The following is a 16143-nucleotide window of genomic DNA, read 5'->3' on the forward strand; positions in this document are numbered from 1 at the left end:
GGTCGCGGTCTAGCGGAGCAGCACTCCCGCCCCCTCCCCGGTCGTCTCCTCCGGCAGGGCCACCAGGCCCGGTTCCGCCGGGTGGGCGAGCAGCGGATGGGAGGGGCGGACCCGGACCGTGCAGCCGAAGGAGCCGGTGCGGTCGAGTTCCAGGGTGCCGGCGTACGGCTGCCGGCCCTCCAGGTCCGGGCGTCCCGCCGGCTTCAGCGGGACGGCACGGGTGTCCGCGAGGGTGTCGTCGGCGTCGACCCGGCCGGTGACGGCCTGCACCTCGACGTCGTCGGTGCGCAGCCCCGCGAGGGAGACCTTGACCCGGACGACCGGGGTGGAGCCGAGTTCGGCGTCGGCCAGTTCGTCCGCGAGGTCGTCGCCGACCTCGACGTGGTCGACGGTCACCTTGGGCCAGGCGTCCCGGACCCGGGCCTTCCACGCGGCGAGGTCCCGCGCCCGGTCCGGGGTGAGCGCCCGGCGGGCGGCGGCGGCAGGGACGTACAGCCGCTCGACGTACTCGCGGACCATGCGGTCGGCGAGCACCTTCGGGCCGAGGTCGGTGAGGGTGCGCCGGACCATCGCCGTCCAGCCGGCCGGGACGCCGTCGGGGCCCCGGTCGTAGAAGCGGGGGGCGACCCGGCGTTCGATCAGCTCGTAGAGGGCGGCGGCCTCCAGGTCGTCGCGGCGGTCCTCGTCCGCGGCGGCGGCCCCGTCGGCGGTGGGGATGGCCCAGCCGAAGTCGGGCTCGAACCACTCGTCCCACCAGCCGTCGAGGACGGAGAGGTTGAGGCAGCCGTTGAGCGCGGCCTTCATGCCGCTGGTTCCGCAGGCCTCCAGGGGGCGGAGGGGGTTGTTGAGCCAGACGTCGCAGCCGGGGTAGAGGCCGCGGGCCATCGCCATGCCGTAGTCGGGGAGGAAGACGATCCGGTGCCGGACCCGGGGGTCGTCGGCGAACCGGACGAGTTCCTGGACGAGCCGCTTCCCGCCGTCGTCGGCGGGGTGGGCCTTGCCGGCGACGACGAGCTGCACCGGCCGCTCGGGGTGCAGGAGCAGGGCCCGCAGCCGGTCCTTGTCGCGGAGCATGAGGGTGAGCCGCTTGTACGAGGGGACGCGGCGGGCGAAGCCGATGGTGAGGACGTCGGGGTCGAGGACGGAGTCGGTCCAGCCGAGTTCGGCGGCTGCCGCCCCGCGCTGCCGCCAGGAGGCCCGCAGCCTTTCCCGTACGTCGGTCACGAGCCGTTCGCGGAGGGTGCGGCGCAGCTCCCACAGCTCGCGGTCGGCGGGGTCGGGGCCCAGCCGGCCGACCTCGGGGGCGACCCAGGTGGGGGCGTGGACACCGTTGGTGATCGAGGTGATCGGCACGTCGTCGGCGTCGAAGCCCGGCCAGAGTCCGGCGAACATGGCCCGGCTGACGGCCCCGTGGAGGGTGGAGACGCCGTTGGCGCGCTGGGCGAGGCGCAGGCCCATGGCCGCCATGTTGAAGAGGCCGGGCTCGCCGCCCAGCGGGGTCTCGTCGCCGAGGGCGAGGACCTTCCCGGTGTCGACGCCGGGGAGGGCGCCGTCCTCTCCGAGATGGCGGGCGACCAGGGTGCGGTCGAAGCGGTCGATGCCGGCCGGGACGGGGGTGTGCGTGGTGAAGACGGTCCCGGCGCGGACGGTCTCCAGGGCGCTGTCGAAGTCGAGTCCCTCGCCCTGGAGTTCGCGGATGCGTTCGAGGCCGAGGAAGCCCGCGTGACCCTCGTTGGTGTGGAAGACCTCGGGGGCGGGGGTGCCGGTGAGCCGGGTGTACGTGCGGACGGCGCGGACTCCGCCGATGCCGAGCAGCATCTCCTGGAGGAGCCGGTGCTCGCTGCCGCCGCCGTACAGCCGGTCGGTGACGCTCCGTTCGCCGGGGGCGTTCTCCTCGACGTCGGAGTCGAGCATGAGGAGGGGGACGCGGCCGACCCTCGCGATCCAGAGGTGGGCGTGCAGGCTGCGGCCGCCGGGCAGGGCGAGGGTGATCCGGGCGGGGGTGCCGTCGGCCTCGCGGAGCAGGGTGACCGGCAGCTCGCCGGGGTCGAGGACGGGGTACTGCTCCTGCTGCCAGCCGTCCCGGCCGAGGGACTGACGGAAGTAGCCGTGCCGGTAGAGCAGGCCGACGCCGATGAGGGGGACGCCGAGGTCGCTGGCGGACTTGAGGTGGTCCCCGGCGAGGATGCCGAGGCCGCCGGAGTACTGGGGCAGGGCGGCGGTGACGCCGAACTCCGGCGAGAAGTAGGCGAGGGCGGCGGGCGGCTCGCCGGGCTGCCGCTGGTACCAGCGGGGGGCGTGGAGATAGCTGTCGAGGTCCTCGGCGGCGGTCCGCAGGCGGGCCAGGAAGTCCTGGTCGGCGGCGAGCGCGGCGAGCCGGGGGGCTTCGAGGGCCCCGAGGATCCGGACGGGATCGGTGCCGCCGGACGGCGCCGCCGGACCGGCGGGTTCGAGGGACTCGAAGAGGGCGCGGGTGGGTTCGTGCCAGGACCAGCGCAGGTTGTGCGCGAGGTCGGCGAGGGGTCGAAGGGTGTCGGGGAGGACGGGACGCACGGTGAATCGACGGATTGCCTTCACGCGTTCCACCTTCGCAGGCGAGTACGGAGCGGAGTGGACGCACCACGCTGTGCGTCCGTCGTTCCGCTCCGACGTTAGGGCACGCGCCCCCGCCGGGCCACGGCGCACGGGGGGCGGCCCGGGGTGTGTCGGCCCCTCTCCGGGGGTGGCGCGGCGCGGGTCAGCCGATGACCGGGAGCGGCACCTCGTAGGGGGAGCCCTGGTTCACGGTGACCGGGTCGCAGCCGCCCGTGGTGGCGTACCGGCGGGCGACGGCGGCGAGTTCCTCGGTGGGGATGACGTCGTGGATGTCGGTGAACCCCTGCGGGGCGCGCGCGTGGGCGAGGTTGATGACGACCTCGGGGCCGAGCTCCCGGTTGGCCCGCTGGAGCGCGGTGGTGACGGGGCGGCGGTCCCGCTCGTACGCGGCGAGGCCGTCCGCCGGGTCGGGGTGCAGGGCGAGGGCGTGGGCGAGGGCGCGCGCGTCGACGATCGACTGGCTCGCGCCGTTGGAGCCGATCGGGTGCATGGCGTGGGCGGCGTCGCCGATGAGGGTGGTGCGGCCGTGGGTCCACCGGTCCAGGGGCTCGCGGTCGACCATGGGGTACTCGTAGGCGGTGTCGGCGGCGCGCAGGATGTCGGGGAGGCTGACGCCGTCGAACTCCCAGCCCTCGTAGAACGGGAGGAACCTGTCGACGGGGACGGAACGGTTCCAGTCGCCGAGGAGCTGTTCCTCCCTCGCCGCGGACAGCGGCCCGGCCCCGGCCCCGCAGGTGGCCTCGGCCGGCCGGGCGAGCGCCCAGTTGACCAGCACCTCCCGGTCGGGACCGGTGGGCCGGCTCATCGGGTACACCACGGCCTTCTGCCGGTCGTCGCCCGCGATGAGCATGAACGAGCCCACGGCCCGCGCCGGCATCCGGGACACCCCCCGCCACACCAGCATCCCGTTCCACGGGGGCGCGCCCTCCCCCGGGTGCAGGGCCGCCCGTACCGTCGAGCGGATGCCGTCCGCGCCGACGAGCAGGTCCGGTGCGAGGGAGGCGCGGCCCCGTACGGCGCCCTCCCGGTGTTCGATCCGCAGTCGCGGTCGGCCGCCCGGGGTCAACTCCACGGCGCTCGCCCGCACCCCGGTGACCAGCGCCGCGGAACCGAGCCTGGCCCGTACCGCCCCCGCCAGGACCTGCTGGAGGTGCCCCCGGTGGACCGACAGCTGCGGCCAGCGGTAGCCCGCGCCGAGACCGCGCGGCTCCCGGGATATCAGGCCGCCCGAGCGGTGGTAGTAGCGCAGCTCGCGGGTGCGCACGGCGCCCGCCTCCAGGGCGTCGAGCAGGCCGAGCGCGTCCAGTTCGCGGACCGCGTTCGGCATCAGGTTGAGCCCGGTGCCGACGGGGCGGATCGCGGGCGCCGCCTCGACGACGGTCACCCGCTCGAAACCGGCGGAGTGCAGGGCGAGGGCGGCGGTGAGTCCCGCGATGCCGCCGCCGGCGATCACGATGTGCGGGCTCTGCCCGTAGTAGTCCGGGGCGGCGCCGCGTCCGTACGCCGGAGGGAACGGGGAGGGGATGTAGGGGGACATGACGACTGCTCCTTCGGCGCCGCTACGCGGCCGACGGCCCGACGGGGGCCCCTGCGGGACGGCGCCGCACGGTCGCGCGGCGCACCATGGTCTCGTTCTCCCTGGTCAGGTCCAGGATGGAGCGCAGCAGCGCGACCGGGGCTCCGCCGCTGCCCTCCTCGTACAGGCGCACCTCTTCGCTGTACGCCTTGCGGGCGATGCCGAGGTGCCGGGCGCGGAAGGTCTTCAGGAGGCGCAGCACCCGGCCGAGTGCCTCCGCCGACGCGGTGAGCGAGGGCGGCAGCCGGTCCGCGCCCTCCCAGCTCACGGCGGCGGACAGTTTGCTCACCGCCGACACCCCGCCCCGGTGCCGGGCGTGGAACGCGCGCCAGGACGGCAGCGCGTACGGCATCGCCTCCGCGAGGAAGGCCTCGTAGGCGGTGTCGGAGCGGTCGCACTGCCAGAGCGTCAGATCGACCAGCCAGAGCGGCACCTGTGCGGCGGCGGGGCCGAGGTAGTCCCGGCCGGCGATCTCGACCTCCTCGAAGTACGGGCGGAGGGTGTGCGCGAAGTACTCCGGGGACACTCCGGCCACCGTGAGGTCGATGGAGTCGACCATCGCCCGCACATGACGGGCCACCCGGTCCAGGGCGGCGGGGAATCCCGGGTCGTACGGTTCGAGGCGGGCGACCCGGCCGCAGTCGTCGAGGGCGGCGACCAGCCCCGGGAACACCATCCGTACCGCTTCCTGGAGGAGGGCCTCGGTCGGATGGCCGGTGTACGAGCGGCGGCGCGGGCCCGGCGGGTTCCAGGTCGTGTAGTGGTGGACGGTGTCCCGGGGCACCATGTCGGTCCGCAGGCCGAGGAGTTCGAGGACGGGCAGCGCCTCCGGTACGGCGGCGAGGGGCTGTACGCCGTGGCGTTTCAGCGAACCCAGCAGGATGCCGAGGTCCCGCATCGCGGCGAGGGCGTCGCCGACGCTCCACTGGGCGGCCCGGTCGGGGTCCGGGACCAGGGTGCGCAGCGCGACGGTGAGCGCGGCCACGTCGCCGTCCGCGTTCATCGCGGGCACAGCGGCGAGCAGGGCGTCCGCGCCGAGCGGGTCGGCGGCGCGTATGTCCTCGGTGCGGTGACGCGGATCGCCGAACAACTGGGCTCCTCTTTTCGGGGCTCGGTTCGCCGCGGGGCACGGCTCACTCGCCGGTGGTGGTGGGCGGCGTTTCCGGTTCGTGCGGGTCAGTGGTGGTCCGGGACCTGTTGCCCGGGCGCCGGGGCGGGCACCCGTCTCGGCGGGTGGAGGCGGACGGAGGCGAGGGCGGCAGCGGCGGCGAAGGCGGCGCCGGTGAGCAGGGCGGCGCGGTACCCGGAGGTCTCCGCGGCCGCGCGGGCCGCGTTCCCCGCCCCGGTGCCGGCCCCGACGTCGGCCCCGGTACGGCTCGTGGCGACGGCGACCAGGACGGCGAGGCCGAGGACGGAGCCGAACTGCTGGCTGGTGTTGACGAGTCCGGCGGCGAGTCCGGTCTCCTCGGTCCCGGCCTCCGCCGTGGCCGCGACGTTCGTGGTGACCACGACGAGCGGCAGGGCGGCGCCGAGGAGCAGGCTCGGGGCGAGGACGGTGTTCGCGAAGCCGCCGTCGGGGGTGAGCGCCAGGGCCAGCCACAGCGTCCCGGCGCACAGCAGGACGAATCCCAGGGTCATCGTCCGGTGCAGGCCGATCCGGAAGATGAGCCGGCCGGTCTGCGGGGCGACCGCGACGACGACGAGCGACAGCGGCAGCAGACCGAGGCCGCCGCCGAGGGGCGCGTACCCGAGGACGTTCTGGAGGTAGAGGCTGACCAGGAAGAACATCGGGAAGAGCGTCGTCTGGGCGAGCGCGGCCAGGGCGTTGGCGAGCCGGAGCGCGGGGCGGGCCAGTACCCGGGGCGGGACGAGGGGCGCGGCGGCCCGGGTCTCGACGGCGGCGAAGGCGAGCAGCAGCGCGAGGCCCGCGCCCCCGGCGCCGAGGGTCCGGGCGGACAGCCATCCGGCGTCTCCGGAGCCGACGAGCGCGTAGGCGACGAGTCCGAGTCCGGCGGTCGCGGTGAACGCCCCGGCGACGTCGAAGCCGCCGTGCCGGACGGGGCCGGTGCGGTGGTCGAGGAGCCGCAGGGCGAGGACGGCGAGGACGGCGGCGAGCAGCACGTTCAGCCAGAACGTGGAGCGCCAGCCGAGCAGGTCGGTGACGACGCCGCCGAGCACCGTCCCGAGCACCCCTCCGAGGCCGCCCATCGCGGCGAACGCGCCGAGTGCCCTGTGCCGGGCGGGGCCTTCGGGGTGGAGCAGGAGCAGCAGGGCGAAGGCGGCGGAGGCGGCGAGTGCGGCACCGGCGCCCTGGGCGGCGCGGGCCGCGACGAGGGCGTCGGCGCCGGGGGCGAGACCACCGGCGGCGGAGGCGGCGGCGAGCAGGCCGAGGCCGCCGAGGAAGACCCGCCGGTGGCCGAGGAGGTCGGCGACCCGGCCGCCGAGGAGGAGCAGTCCGCCGAAGGCGATGAGGTAGGCGTTGGCGACCCAGGAGAGGCCGGTGGAGCCGGAGCCGAGGTCTTCGCCGACGGACGGCAGTGCGACGTTGACGATCGCGGTGTCCATGATCAGCAGCAGTTGGGTGGCGGCGAGCAGGGCGAGCGCCCCGCGCCGTGGAGCCGGTGGCGCCTGTGGGACCGGTGGTGTCGGTGGTGTCGTCACCGGGTGGTCCCGAGGCCGTAACCGTCGAGACAGGACTGCGCGAGGCTCTCGCAGTCGTCGGCGGAGCCGGCCCAGGTCTGCATCGTCAGGTAGACGTGCGGGGCGCCGTGGTAGAAGCGCTCGTACTGCTCGTGGCGTCCGGCGAACTCGGAACCGAGGGCGTCCCAGGCGAGTTTGAGGAGCTTGACGCGGTCCTCCGCTGGGTGGCCGGGGGTGCCGAAGTAGCGGCGGACCAGCGGCCCCAGCTCGGGGTGGAGGAGGTCCCGGCCGCTCGCGGGGAGCTGGACGAGGGCGCCGCCCGCGAGGAGCTTGATGTCCTGGACGGCCCGCGGGTAGAGCTCGCCGGCCATGATCCGCTGGGCGAAGGAGATGTCCTGCCCGGGGCGGACGCCGCCGCGGCCCCCGTCGACCTCCTCGTACGAGGCTTCGGCGGCGAGCACGAAGGCCTTGGCCTGGGCGACCATGCCGAGGAGCCGGCCGATGGCCTGGGTGACGGCCGGGAGCTTCTCGGTGCCGTGGGAGCGGGTGATGAGGATCGCGAGTCCGGTGAGGAACTCCAGCTTGGTCCAGAAGCGGGTCGCGGACTGGTGGACGAAGTTCAGGTAGGCGGGGGTCCGCCACCAGACGGCGCCGGTGGTGGCCGGGTCGCGGTGGGTGAGGACCCGCTCCCAGGGCACGAAGACGTCCTCGCAGACCAGCATCGCGTCGTTCTCGTCGTACCGGGAGGAGAGCGGGTGGTCGAAGACGGACCGGGAGCGTTCCTCGTAGGAGGTGCGGGAGATCAGGCTGAGGCCGGGGGCGTCGGGCCGTACGGCGAAGGTCACCGCGTGCTCGGTGTCGTCGGCGGCGAGCGGTTCGATGGTGCCGACGAGGATCTCGTCGGCGAAGACGGCGCCCGTGCCGACGGTCTTGGCGCCGCGGACGACGATCCCGCCGTCCCGCTCCGCCACGACCCGCAGGGTCAGGTCGTCCCCGCCGGGCCCGGAGGCCGGGTTGCCGAGGGTGAACGCGCAGTGCAGATCGCCCTCGGCGAGCCGGCGGTGGAAGGCGAGGGCGTGCTCGGCGCCGTCGAAGGCCTCGCCGTTGAACACGGCGGGCGCGGCGGCGAACCCGGCCGCGCCGGCGGCCATGTAGTCGGGGGTACGGCCGAGGAAGCCGTAACTCGCCCCGGCCGTGGTCCGGAAGGCCCGGCGGCGGGCGACGAGGTCCTCGTACGAGCGGGGCACGGCGTAGGCGCGGCGCACCCCGCCCTGGACGAGGACGGGGCGGTGGACGGGGTCGTCGGCGAGGTCGTAGAGCCCGGCGAAGGAGGCCGCGGTGGACCGGAACGCGGGGTGGGCGGTGACGTCCTCGACCCGTTCCCCGTCCAGCCAGATCTCGCGCCCGTCGCGCAGCCCCTCCAGATACTCCTGCCCGGACCTCGTCACCGGTGTGTCGCCTCTCCTCGGGTGTCACGGCACTGCCGGTCCCGAGCCTGTCCGGGGTGACCCGCCCGGACAATGAGCGTCCGTCCAGGGGTCCTTAAGAACCGTCCAGGGAGTCCCGAAGATGTCAGGTCGGCCGGCCCGACACCGCCCGGACCACCCGCCGGCCGTCCTTCAGGCCGCCCGCTCGACCCCCGCGCGGTACTCCCCCGGGGTCACCCCGAACCATTTGCGGAAGGCGAGGTGGAAGCCGACGGCGCTCTGGTAGCCGACACGGGCGGGCACGGCGGACTGCGGGAGCGAGGTCTCGGTGAGGAGCCGGCCCGCCTCCTGCATCCGGCGGGCGGCGAGGTACCGGGCGGGCGACTCGCCGACCAGGTCGCGGAAGGCGGCGGTGAAGGCGGAGCGGGACATGCCGACCTCCCGGGCGACGGAGTCGATCGTCCACGCTTCGGCGAACCGGGTCGCCATCATGACGACGGCCCGGCTGATCCCGGGGTGCCTGAGCAGCGGCAGCGAGGCCGGATTGCCCGCGAGTTCGCGGAGCAGCGGGCGCAGCGCCAGGACCAGGGCCATCTCGAAGGCGCGCAGGGTGATGAGCCGGTCGCCGGGTCCGACGGGCCGGTCGGGGGCGGCGAGCAGCCGGAGGGTGTCGCGGAGCAGTGGCTCGCGGTCGACCTGGGCGCCGTCGAGGACGAGCGCCCAGGGCAGCGAGGTGTAGAGGCCGGTGGCGGCGCTGGCGTCGTAGTGGAGCCCGGCGCAGAGCAGCCGGCTCTCGGGTCCGCTGCCCTCGATGACGATCTCGCCGGAGGTGCCGGGCTGCCGCTCGGGCAGGACGGCCTTGAGCGGCACGCCCTGGCGTTCGGGCCGGTCGGCGAGCTGGTGCGCGGTGCCGGTGGGGAAGACGACGAGGTCGCCGGCGTGCAGTTCGACGGGGGGTTCGTCGTCGGTGGTGATCCAGCAGTCGCCCTCGACGACGTAGTGGAGGACGGCGCAGCCGGCTTCGGCGTCGCCCTCGATGGCCCAGGGGGCGCGGACGTGCCAACGGCTGTCGAAGACTCCGGTGAGCCGGAGGGGTTTGAGCAGTTCGCTCAACAGGTCGTCGTGCTCGTCGTGCTGTTCGGGTCGCTCGCGCGGATCGCGCGGATCGCGCTGATGGTGACGGTCGGTTCCCACGATTGCCATGGACGATCCTTCAACTTCCGCCCCGGTTTGTTAATTGAACGGCCGAAGCCGTCGCGGCGAGCCTGGAACGACGCCGACACGACAGCGGGAAAAGTCTATCGAAGGGCCTTCGACACACATGTCCAGTGAGATTCCGATGCGGGTGGCGGTGGTGGGCGCGAGCGGCTTCCAGGGAGGCGCGGTGGCCCGGCTGCTCGCCGAGCGGCGGCACCGGGTGCGGACCCTGACCCGGCGTCCTTCGGCCGACCGGCCGCCGCTGCCGGGAGCCTTCTTCCTCGCAGGCGACCTGGGGCGGCCGGCCGATGTGCGGCAGCTGTTCGAGGACACGACGCACGCGTTCGTGACGATGCCGCTGGTGTACGAGACCGAGCGGGTGGAGGCGTACGCGCGGAACGTCGCGGAGGCGGCCCTGGAGGCGGGGACGGAGCGTCTGGTCTTCAACTCCAACACCCGGATACCGCTGGGGCCGACGGACGTCCCCGCCTTCGAGACGCGGCGGCTCGCGGAGCGGGTGCTGCGGGACAGCGGAGTGCCGCTGGTGGTGATCCGGCCGCCGGTGTACCTGGACAACCTGTTCTCGCCGTGGAACGGTCCGGCCCTGGTCGACGAGGGTGTGCTCGCCTATCCGCTGCCGGCGTCCGCGCGGACGGCCTGGCTGTCGCACCGGGGTCTGGCGGAGGCGGCGCACGCGGCACTGACCCGGGAGGGCCTGGAGGGCCGGACGTTCGACATCGGCGGCGAGCGCTCCCTCACGGGCGGCGAACTCGCGGCGGCGTTCGGCCGGGGGCTCGGCAGGGCGGTGCGGTACGAGGAGCTGGATCCGGCCGCTTTCGAACGCGGTCTCGCGCGGCTCCTCGGCCCGGAGACGGCGGCGGGGGTGGCCGGGATCTACCACTTCATGGCGAGCGGCGCCGATCCGCTCCTGATGGCGGACGACGACGGGGTGTCGACGGAGGTCCTCGCGCTCGAACCGCCCCCGGTGGAGGAATGGGTGGCCCGCCAGCCCTGGCAGGTCTGGTCCTCGGACACGTCCCCTTCGCACTGACCGCGGCACCCGGCGCCCGGACGACGAACAGGCCCCGCCCTACAAGGGCGGGGCGTTTTTGTTGTCCGGGTCCTGTCCTTGTCGGTTCGGCTACGCCCTAGTAGTTAACAAAGCTCCTGGATTGCCCGCCCGAAGACCGTGGAAGGCTCCTGCGGTACCCCTCGAACCCCTCCCCCCGTGACCCCTGTTCATCCCTATGGACCCCCCATCCGAGTGAACGCGGACAGGAGCGGCCATGCCCGCAACCCGCCGGCCGTCGACGGAGCTAGAAAGAGCGCACAACCACCACCCGCACCCCCGTAAACCGTCAGGTGATGCTGTGAATCCGCTCATGGGACGCATTCCCGTACTGGACGTACGCCCGCTGGTCGACTGTGGCCGGCGCCCCGCGAAGGCGGTGGCCGGAGAGTCCTTCGAGGTGACGGCGACCGTCTTCCGCGAGGGCCACGACGCGGTCGCCGCCAATGTCGTGCTGCGCGGCCCGTCGGGCCGCCCCGGCCCCTGGACCCCGATGCGCGAACTGGCCGAGGGCACCGACCGGTGGGGTGCCGAGGTCACCCCCGACACCGAGGGCTCCTGGACGTACACCGTCGAGGCATGGAGCGACCCGGTGGCCACCTGGCGCCACACGGCGAGGATCAAGATCCCGGCCGGGATCGACTCCGAACTGGTCCTCGCCGAGGGCGCCGAGCTGCACGAGCGCGCCGCGAAGGGCGTGCCGAAGAAGGGCGGCGGCCGGGAGGCCGTGCTCGCCGCGGCGGACGCGCTGCGCGACGTGTCGCGCCCCGCGGCCGTCCGTCTCGCGGCGGCGCTCAGCCCCCGGGTCGTCGAATCCCTCGACCGGTACCCGCTGCGCGAACTCCTGTCCGCCTCCCCCGCGTTGCCGCTCCAGGTGGAGCGGGAGCGGGCCCTGTTCGGCTCCTGGTACGAGTTCTTCCCGCGCTCGGAGGGCGTACGGAAGGTCAAGGGCCGTACGGTCCCGGGGAACTTCCGTACCGCCGCCGAGCGGCTTCCCGCGGTGGCGGCGATGGGCTTCGACGTGGTCTACCTGCCGCCTGTGCACCCGATCGGCGAGACCCACCGCAAGGGCCCCAACAACTCCCTCTCCGCGTCGCCGAACGACGTGGGCGTGCCGTGGGCGATCGGCTCGCCGGAGGGCGGGCACGACGCGCTCCACCCGGATCTGGGCACCTTCGAGGACTTCGACGCCTTCGTGGCGCGGGCCCGGGAGCTGCGGCTGGAGATCGCCCTGGACTTCGCGCTCCAGTGCTCCCCGGACCATCCGTGGGTGGAGAAGCACCCGGAGTGGTTCCACCACCGTCCGGACGGTTCGATCGCGTACGCGGAGAACCCGCCGAAGAAGTACCAGGACATCTATCCGATCGCCTTCGACGCGGACATGGACGGGATCGTCGCGGAGACCGTGCGGGTGCTGCGGCACTGGATGGACCACGGGGTACGGATCTTCCGCGTCGACAACCCGCACACCAAGCCGGTGGTGTTCTGGGAGCGGGTGATCGGCGAGATCAACGCGGCCGACCCGGACGTGATCTTCCTGGCGGAGGCCTTCACCCGGCCGGCGATGATGCGGACGCTCGGCGCGATCGGCTTCCAGCAGTCGTACACGTACTTCACCTGGCGGAACACCAAGGAGGAGCTCACGGAGTACCTGACGGAGCTGTCCGGCGAGACGGCGGCGCAGATGCGGCCGAACTTCTTCGTGAACACCCCGGACATCCTGCACGCCTACCTCCAGGAGGGCGGCCGGCCGGCGTTCGAGGCGCGGGCGGTGCTCGCGGCGACGCTCTCGCCCTCCTGGGGCATGTACGCCGGGTACGAGCTGTGCGAGGGCACGCCGCTGCGGGACGGCAGCGAGGAGTACCTCGACTCGGAGAAGTACCAACTCCGGCCGCGTGACTGGGAGTCCGCGGAGCGCGAGGGGACCACGATCACTCCGCTGATCACCGCCCTGAACCGGATCCGACGCCGTCACCCGGCGCTCCGCCGGCTGCGGAACCTGTCGTTCCATGACACGGACAACCCGCAGGTGATCGCGTACAGCAAGCGTTCGGGTTCGAACACCGTTCTGGTGGTCGTCAACCTCGACCCGCACCACACCCAGGAGGCGACGCTCTCGTTGGACATGCCGGAACTCGGCCTCGACTGGCACGAGACCGTGCCGGTGCGCGACGAGCTCACCGGCGAGACCTATCACTGGGGCAGGACCAGCTACGTGCGCCTAGAGCCGGGTGTCACACCCGCGCACGTCCTCGTCCTGCGACCGTCCCCGCAGACCGGAGGGTCACCCACATCATGACTGTCAACGAGCCCGTCCCCGACACCTTCGAGGACACCCCCGCCAAGGACCGTGATCCCGACTGGTTCAAGCGGGCGGTCTTCTACGAGGTCCTCGTCCGTTCCTTCCAGGACAGCAACGGGGACGGCGTCGGCGACCTGAAGGGCATCACGTCCAAGCTGGACTACCTCCAGTGGCTGGGCGTGGACTGCCTCTGGCTGCCGCCCTTCTTCAAGTCCCCCCTGAGGGACGGCGGCTACGACGTCGCCGACTACACCTCGGTACTCCCCGAGTTCGGCGACCTGGCCGACTTCGTCGAGTTCGTCGACGCGGCCCACCAGCGCGGGATGCGCGTGGTCATCGACTTCGTCATGAACCACACGAGCGACCAGCACGAGTGGTTCCAGGAGTCGCGGCGCGACCCCGAGGGGCCGTACGGCGACTACTACGTCTGGGCCGACGACGACAAGCAGTACGCCGACGCCCGGATCATCTTCGTCGACACCGAGTCCTCGAACTGGACCTTCGACCCGGTCCGCAAGCAGTACTACTGGCACCGGTTCTTCTCGCACCAGCCCGATCTCAACTACGAGAACCCGGCGGTGCAGGAGGAGATCCTGTCCGCGCTGAAGTTCTGGCTGGACCTGGGGATCGACGGCTTCCGGCTCGACGCCGTGCCGTACCTGTACCAGCGGGAGGGCACCAACTGCGAGAACCTCCCCGCGACCCACGCCTTCCTCAAGCGGGTCCGCAAGGAGATCGACGACCACTACCCGGACACGGTGCTGCTCGCCGAGGCCAACCAGTGGCCGGAGGACGTCGTCGACTACTTCGGCGACTTCCGCTCGGGCGGCGACGAGTGCCACATGGCGTTCCACTTCCCGGTCATGCCGCGGATCTTCATGGCCGTCCGGCGCGAGTCGCGCTACCCGGTCTCGGAAATCCTGGCGAAGACCCCGGAGATCCCCTCCGGCTGCCAGTGGGGCATCTTCCTGCGCAACCACGACGAGCTGACCCTCGAAATGGTCACGGACGAAGAGCGCGACTACATGTACGCCGAGTACGCCAAGGACCCGCGCATGCGGGCCAACATCGGCATCCGGCGCCGCCTCGCCCCGCTCCTCGACAACGACCGCAAGCAGATGGAGCTGTTCACCGCGCTGCTCTTCTCGCTGCCGGGCTCACCGGTGCTGTACTACGGCGACGAGATCGGCATGGGCGACAACATCTGGCTGGGCGACCGGGACGGCGTCCGCACCCCGATGCAGTGGACCCCCGACCGGAACGCCGGCTTCTCCTCCTGCGACCCGGGACGGCTCTACCTGCCGGCCATCATGGACCCGGTCCACGGCTACCAGGTGACCAATGTCGAGGCGGGGATGGCATCACCGTCCTCGCTGCTGCACTGGACGAAACGGATGATCGAGATCCGTAAGCAGAACCGGGCGTTCGGCACGGGGACGTACACCGAACTCCCGGCGTCCAACCCGGCGGTGCTCGCCTTCCTCCGTGAGGATGGCGACGATCTGGTCCTCTGCGTGAACAACTTCTCGCGGTTCGCGCAGCCGACCGAACTCGACCTGCGGCGCTTCGACGGCACCCAGCCGGTGGAGCTGATCGGCGGGGTGACGTTCCCGGCCATCGGCCAGCTCCCCTACCTCCTGACCCTTGCGGGACACGGCTTCTACTGGTTCCGTCTCAAGAAGGGCTGACCGTCGGTCAGTTCGGATTCGTCCTGGGTGGGACGGTTTCCTCCCGTCCCACTCTGGGCACTGTGACCCACACACGTTCCGCAGCACGATTCAGGTCCATACGGGCCTTCTTGTCGGGCCCATACGGATCTTCCCCCTCCGACACGTCCCGCACATCCGGACAGCCCCAGCCGCCATCCGGGACACTCTGCGCATTTGAACGCATACGACAGCCAACTGCGCGCCCCGGGGAAAGGACGCGATGCCATGCCGGAGACCGCATCCACCACCCGGGCCCCGGACGCCCTCCTTCCGGCCCTCGCCCCCCTGCTCCACGAATGGCTGCCACGGCAGCGCTGGTTCGCGGGCAAGGGCCGCCGGGTCACCGGATTCACGCTGGACGCGGCCACCGAGCTGCTGCCCCTGGACGGCGCGGGACCCGGTCTCCTCCATCTCCTCGTACGGGTAGAACAGCCGGGCCGCCCGGCCGGAACACCCGCCGACTGCTACCAACTGCTCCTGGGCGTACGGACCCAGCTCCCGCCCCGCCTCGGCCCCGCCCTGATCGGACGGATCCGGCAGGGGCCGCTCGCCGGACGCGCCGTGTACGAAGGGCTGCGCGACCCGCGGCTCGCCGGCCTCCTCTACGAGCGACTGCGCACCCCGGGCCGGACCGGCCCCCTGCGCTTCCACGCCACGACGGCACTGCCGCCCGCGCTCGCGCCCCGCATGCTCGACGCGGAACAGTCCAACTCGTCCCTGGTCTATGGAGATTCGTTCATCCTGAAGATCTTCCGGAGGGTCAGCCCGGGCGCCAACCCCGACCTGGAGCTGCCCCTCGCCCTCGCCGGGGCCGGCTGCGCCCGGGTCCCGGCACCGGTCGCCTGGTTCGAGTCGGGCGCCGCGACGCTCGGCGTCCTCCAGCCCTACCTCCGCGACTCCCGCGACGGATGGCGCCTCGCGCTCGACGCGCTCGCCGACGGACGGGAGTTCACCACCGAGGCGCGGGCACTCGGCCGGGCCACGGCCGAAGTCCACCTGGCCCTGGCGGAGGCACTGCCGACCCGGAAGCTCCAACGGGCCGAGACCGAGCAACTGGCGGCGGCGATGGACCGCCGGCTGCACGCGGCGGCGCAGGCGGTCCCGGCGCTGCTGCCGCACGTCCCGGGCCTGCGGGCCGTCTTCGCGGCGGCGAGCGGCGCGGACGGTGGCGGCGCGGTCCAACGCATCCACGGCGACCTGCACCTCGGCCAGACCCTGCGGGGCTCCGACGGCGGCTGGGCCGTCATCGACTTCGAGGGCGAACCGGCGAAGCCGCTGGACGAACGGCGCAGCCCCCAGCCCACGGTCCGCGACGTCGCCGGCATGCTCCGCTCCTTCGACTACGCGGCCCGCACCCACCGGCCCTGGAACGCGGACTGGGCGGCGCGGTGCCGGGCGGCGTACTGCACGGGGTACGCGGAGGCGGCGGGCGCGGATCCACGCACCGACCCTGCCCTTCTCCGCGCCTACGAGACGGACAAGGCGGTCTACGAGGTCGTCTACGAGGCCCGCCACCGCCCGGACTGGCTCCCGGTCCCCATGTCGGCCATCGAACGCCTCTCCACCCCCCGATGACCCCCGCCACCCCGTCGCGTGGAACCCCGTCGCGTGGAGCCCCCCTCGCATGG

General features: G+C 73.0%; 10 protein-coding genes. 4 read left to right on the forward strand and 6 right to left on the reverse strand.

Annotated features, from left to right (window positions below; translation table 11 throughout):
* Window positions 1-9: 9 nt before the first annotated feature.
* From glgP to OG259_RS13325, 6 genes are all read right to left on the reverse strand, one after another.
* Window positions 10-2577, reverse strand: a complete 2568-nt coding sequence (glgP, locus tag OG259_RS13300; protein WP_328942464.1) for an alpha-glucan family phosphorylase — start codon at window positions 2575-2577, stop codon at window positions 10-12.
* Between the two features lie 160 nt (window positions 2578-2737).
* Window positions 2738-4132: an FAD-dependent monooxygenase gene (locus tag OG259_RS13305; protein ID WP_328942465.1), complete on the reverse strand. Its 1395-nt coding sequence runs from the start codon at window positions 4130-4132 to the stop codon at window positions 2738-2740.
* A gap of 22 nt (window positions 4133-4154) precedes the next feature.
* Entirely contained in the window at window positions 4155-5261 is a 1107-nt protein-coding gene (locus OG259_RS13310; RefSeq protein WP_328942466.1) for a monodechloroaminopyrrolnitrin synthase PrnB family protein, read from the reverse strand.
* A gap of 86 nt (window positions 5262-5347) precedes the next feature.
* Window positions 5348-6832, reverse strand: coding sequence for an MFS transporter (locus OG259_RS13315; protein ID WP_328942467.1), 1485 nt, complete (start codon window positions 6830-6832; stop codon window positions 5348-5350).
* Complete coding sequence (locus OG259_RS13320; protein ID WP_328942468.1) at window positions 6829-8259, reverse strand: 4-hydroxyphenylacetate 3-hydroxylase family protein; 1431 nt, start codon at window positions 8257-8259, stop codon at window positions 6829-6831. Before OG259_RS13320 ends, OG259_RS13315 begins: the two co-directional genes overlap by 4 nt.
* 171 nt (window positions 8260-8430) lie before the next feature.
* Window positions 8431-9441, reverse strand: a complete 1011-nt coding sequence (locus tag OG259_RS13325) for an AraC family transcriptional regulator (RefSeq protein ID WP_328942469.1) — start codon at window positions 9439-9441, stop codon at window positions 8431-8433.
* Window positions 9442-9559: 118 nt separating this feature from the next.
* On the opposite strand from OG259_RS13325, the gene OG259_RS13330 reads away from it, so the two are divergent.
* From OG259_RS13330 to OG259_RS13345, 4 genes are all read left to right on the forward strand, one after another.
* The gene (locus OG259_RS13330) at window positions 9560-10486 is read left to right on the forward strand and encodes an SDR family oxidoreductase (RefSeq protein ID WP_328942470.1); all 927 of its coding nucleotides are present in this window, start codon (window positions 9560-9562) and stop codon (window positions 10484-10486) included.
* Window positions 10487-10817: 331 nt separating this feature from the next.
* Complete coding sequence (locus tag OG259_RS13335; protein ID WP_328942471.1) at window positions 10818-12803, forward strand: alpha-1,4-glucan--maltose-1-phosphate maltosyltransferase; 1986 nt, start codon at window positions 10818-10820, stop codon at window positions 12801-12803.
* Window positions 12800-14494 carry a maltose alpha-D-glucosyltransferase gene (gene treS / locus OG259_RS13340; RefSeq protein WP_319309768.1) on the forward strand — a complete coding sequence of 565 codons (1695 nt, stop codon included), beginning with the start codon at window positions 12800-12802 and terminating at the stop codon, window positions 14492-14494. The genes OG259_RS13335 and treS overlap by 4 nt, the downstream gene beginning before the upstream one ends.
* A gap of 246 nt (window positions 14495-14740) precedes the next feature.
* Window positions 14741-16090 (forward strand): maltokinase N-terminal cap-like domain-containing protein, encoded by a 1350-nt coding sequence (locus OG259_RS13345; RefSeq protein WP_328942472.1) that lies wholly within the window; start codon window positions 14741-14743, stop codon window positions 16088-16090.
* Window positions 16091-16143: the final 53 nt, after the last annotated feature.

Origin of the sequence: Streptomyces sp. NBC_00250 (genome assembly GCF_036192275.1) — a bacterium.
GTDB lineage: Bacteria > Actinomycetota > Actinomycetes > Streptomycetales > Streptomycetaceae > Streptomyces.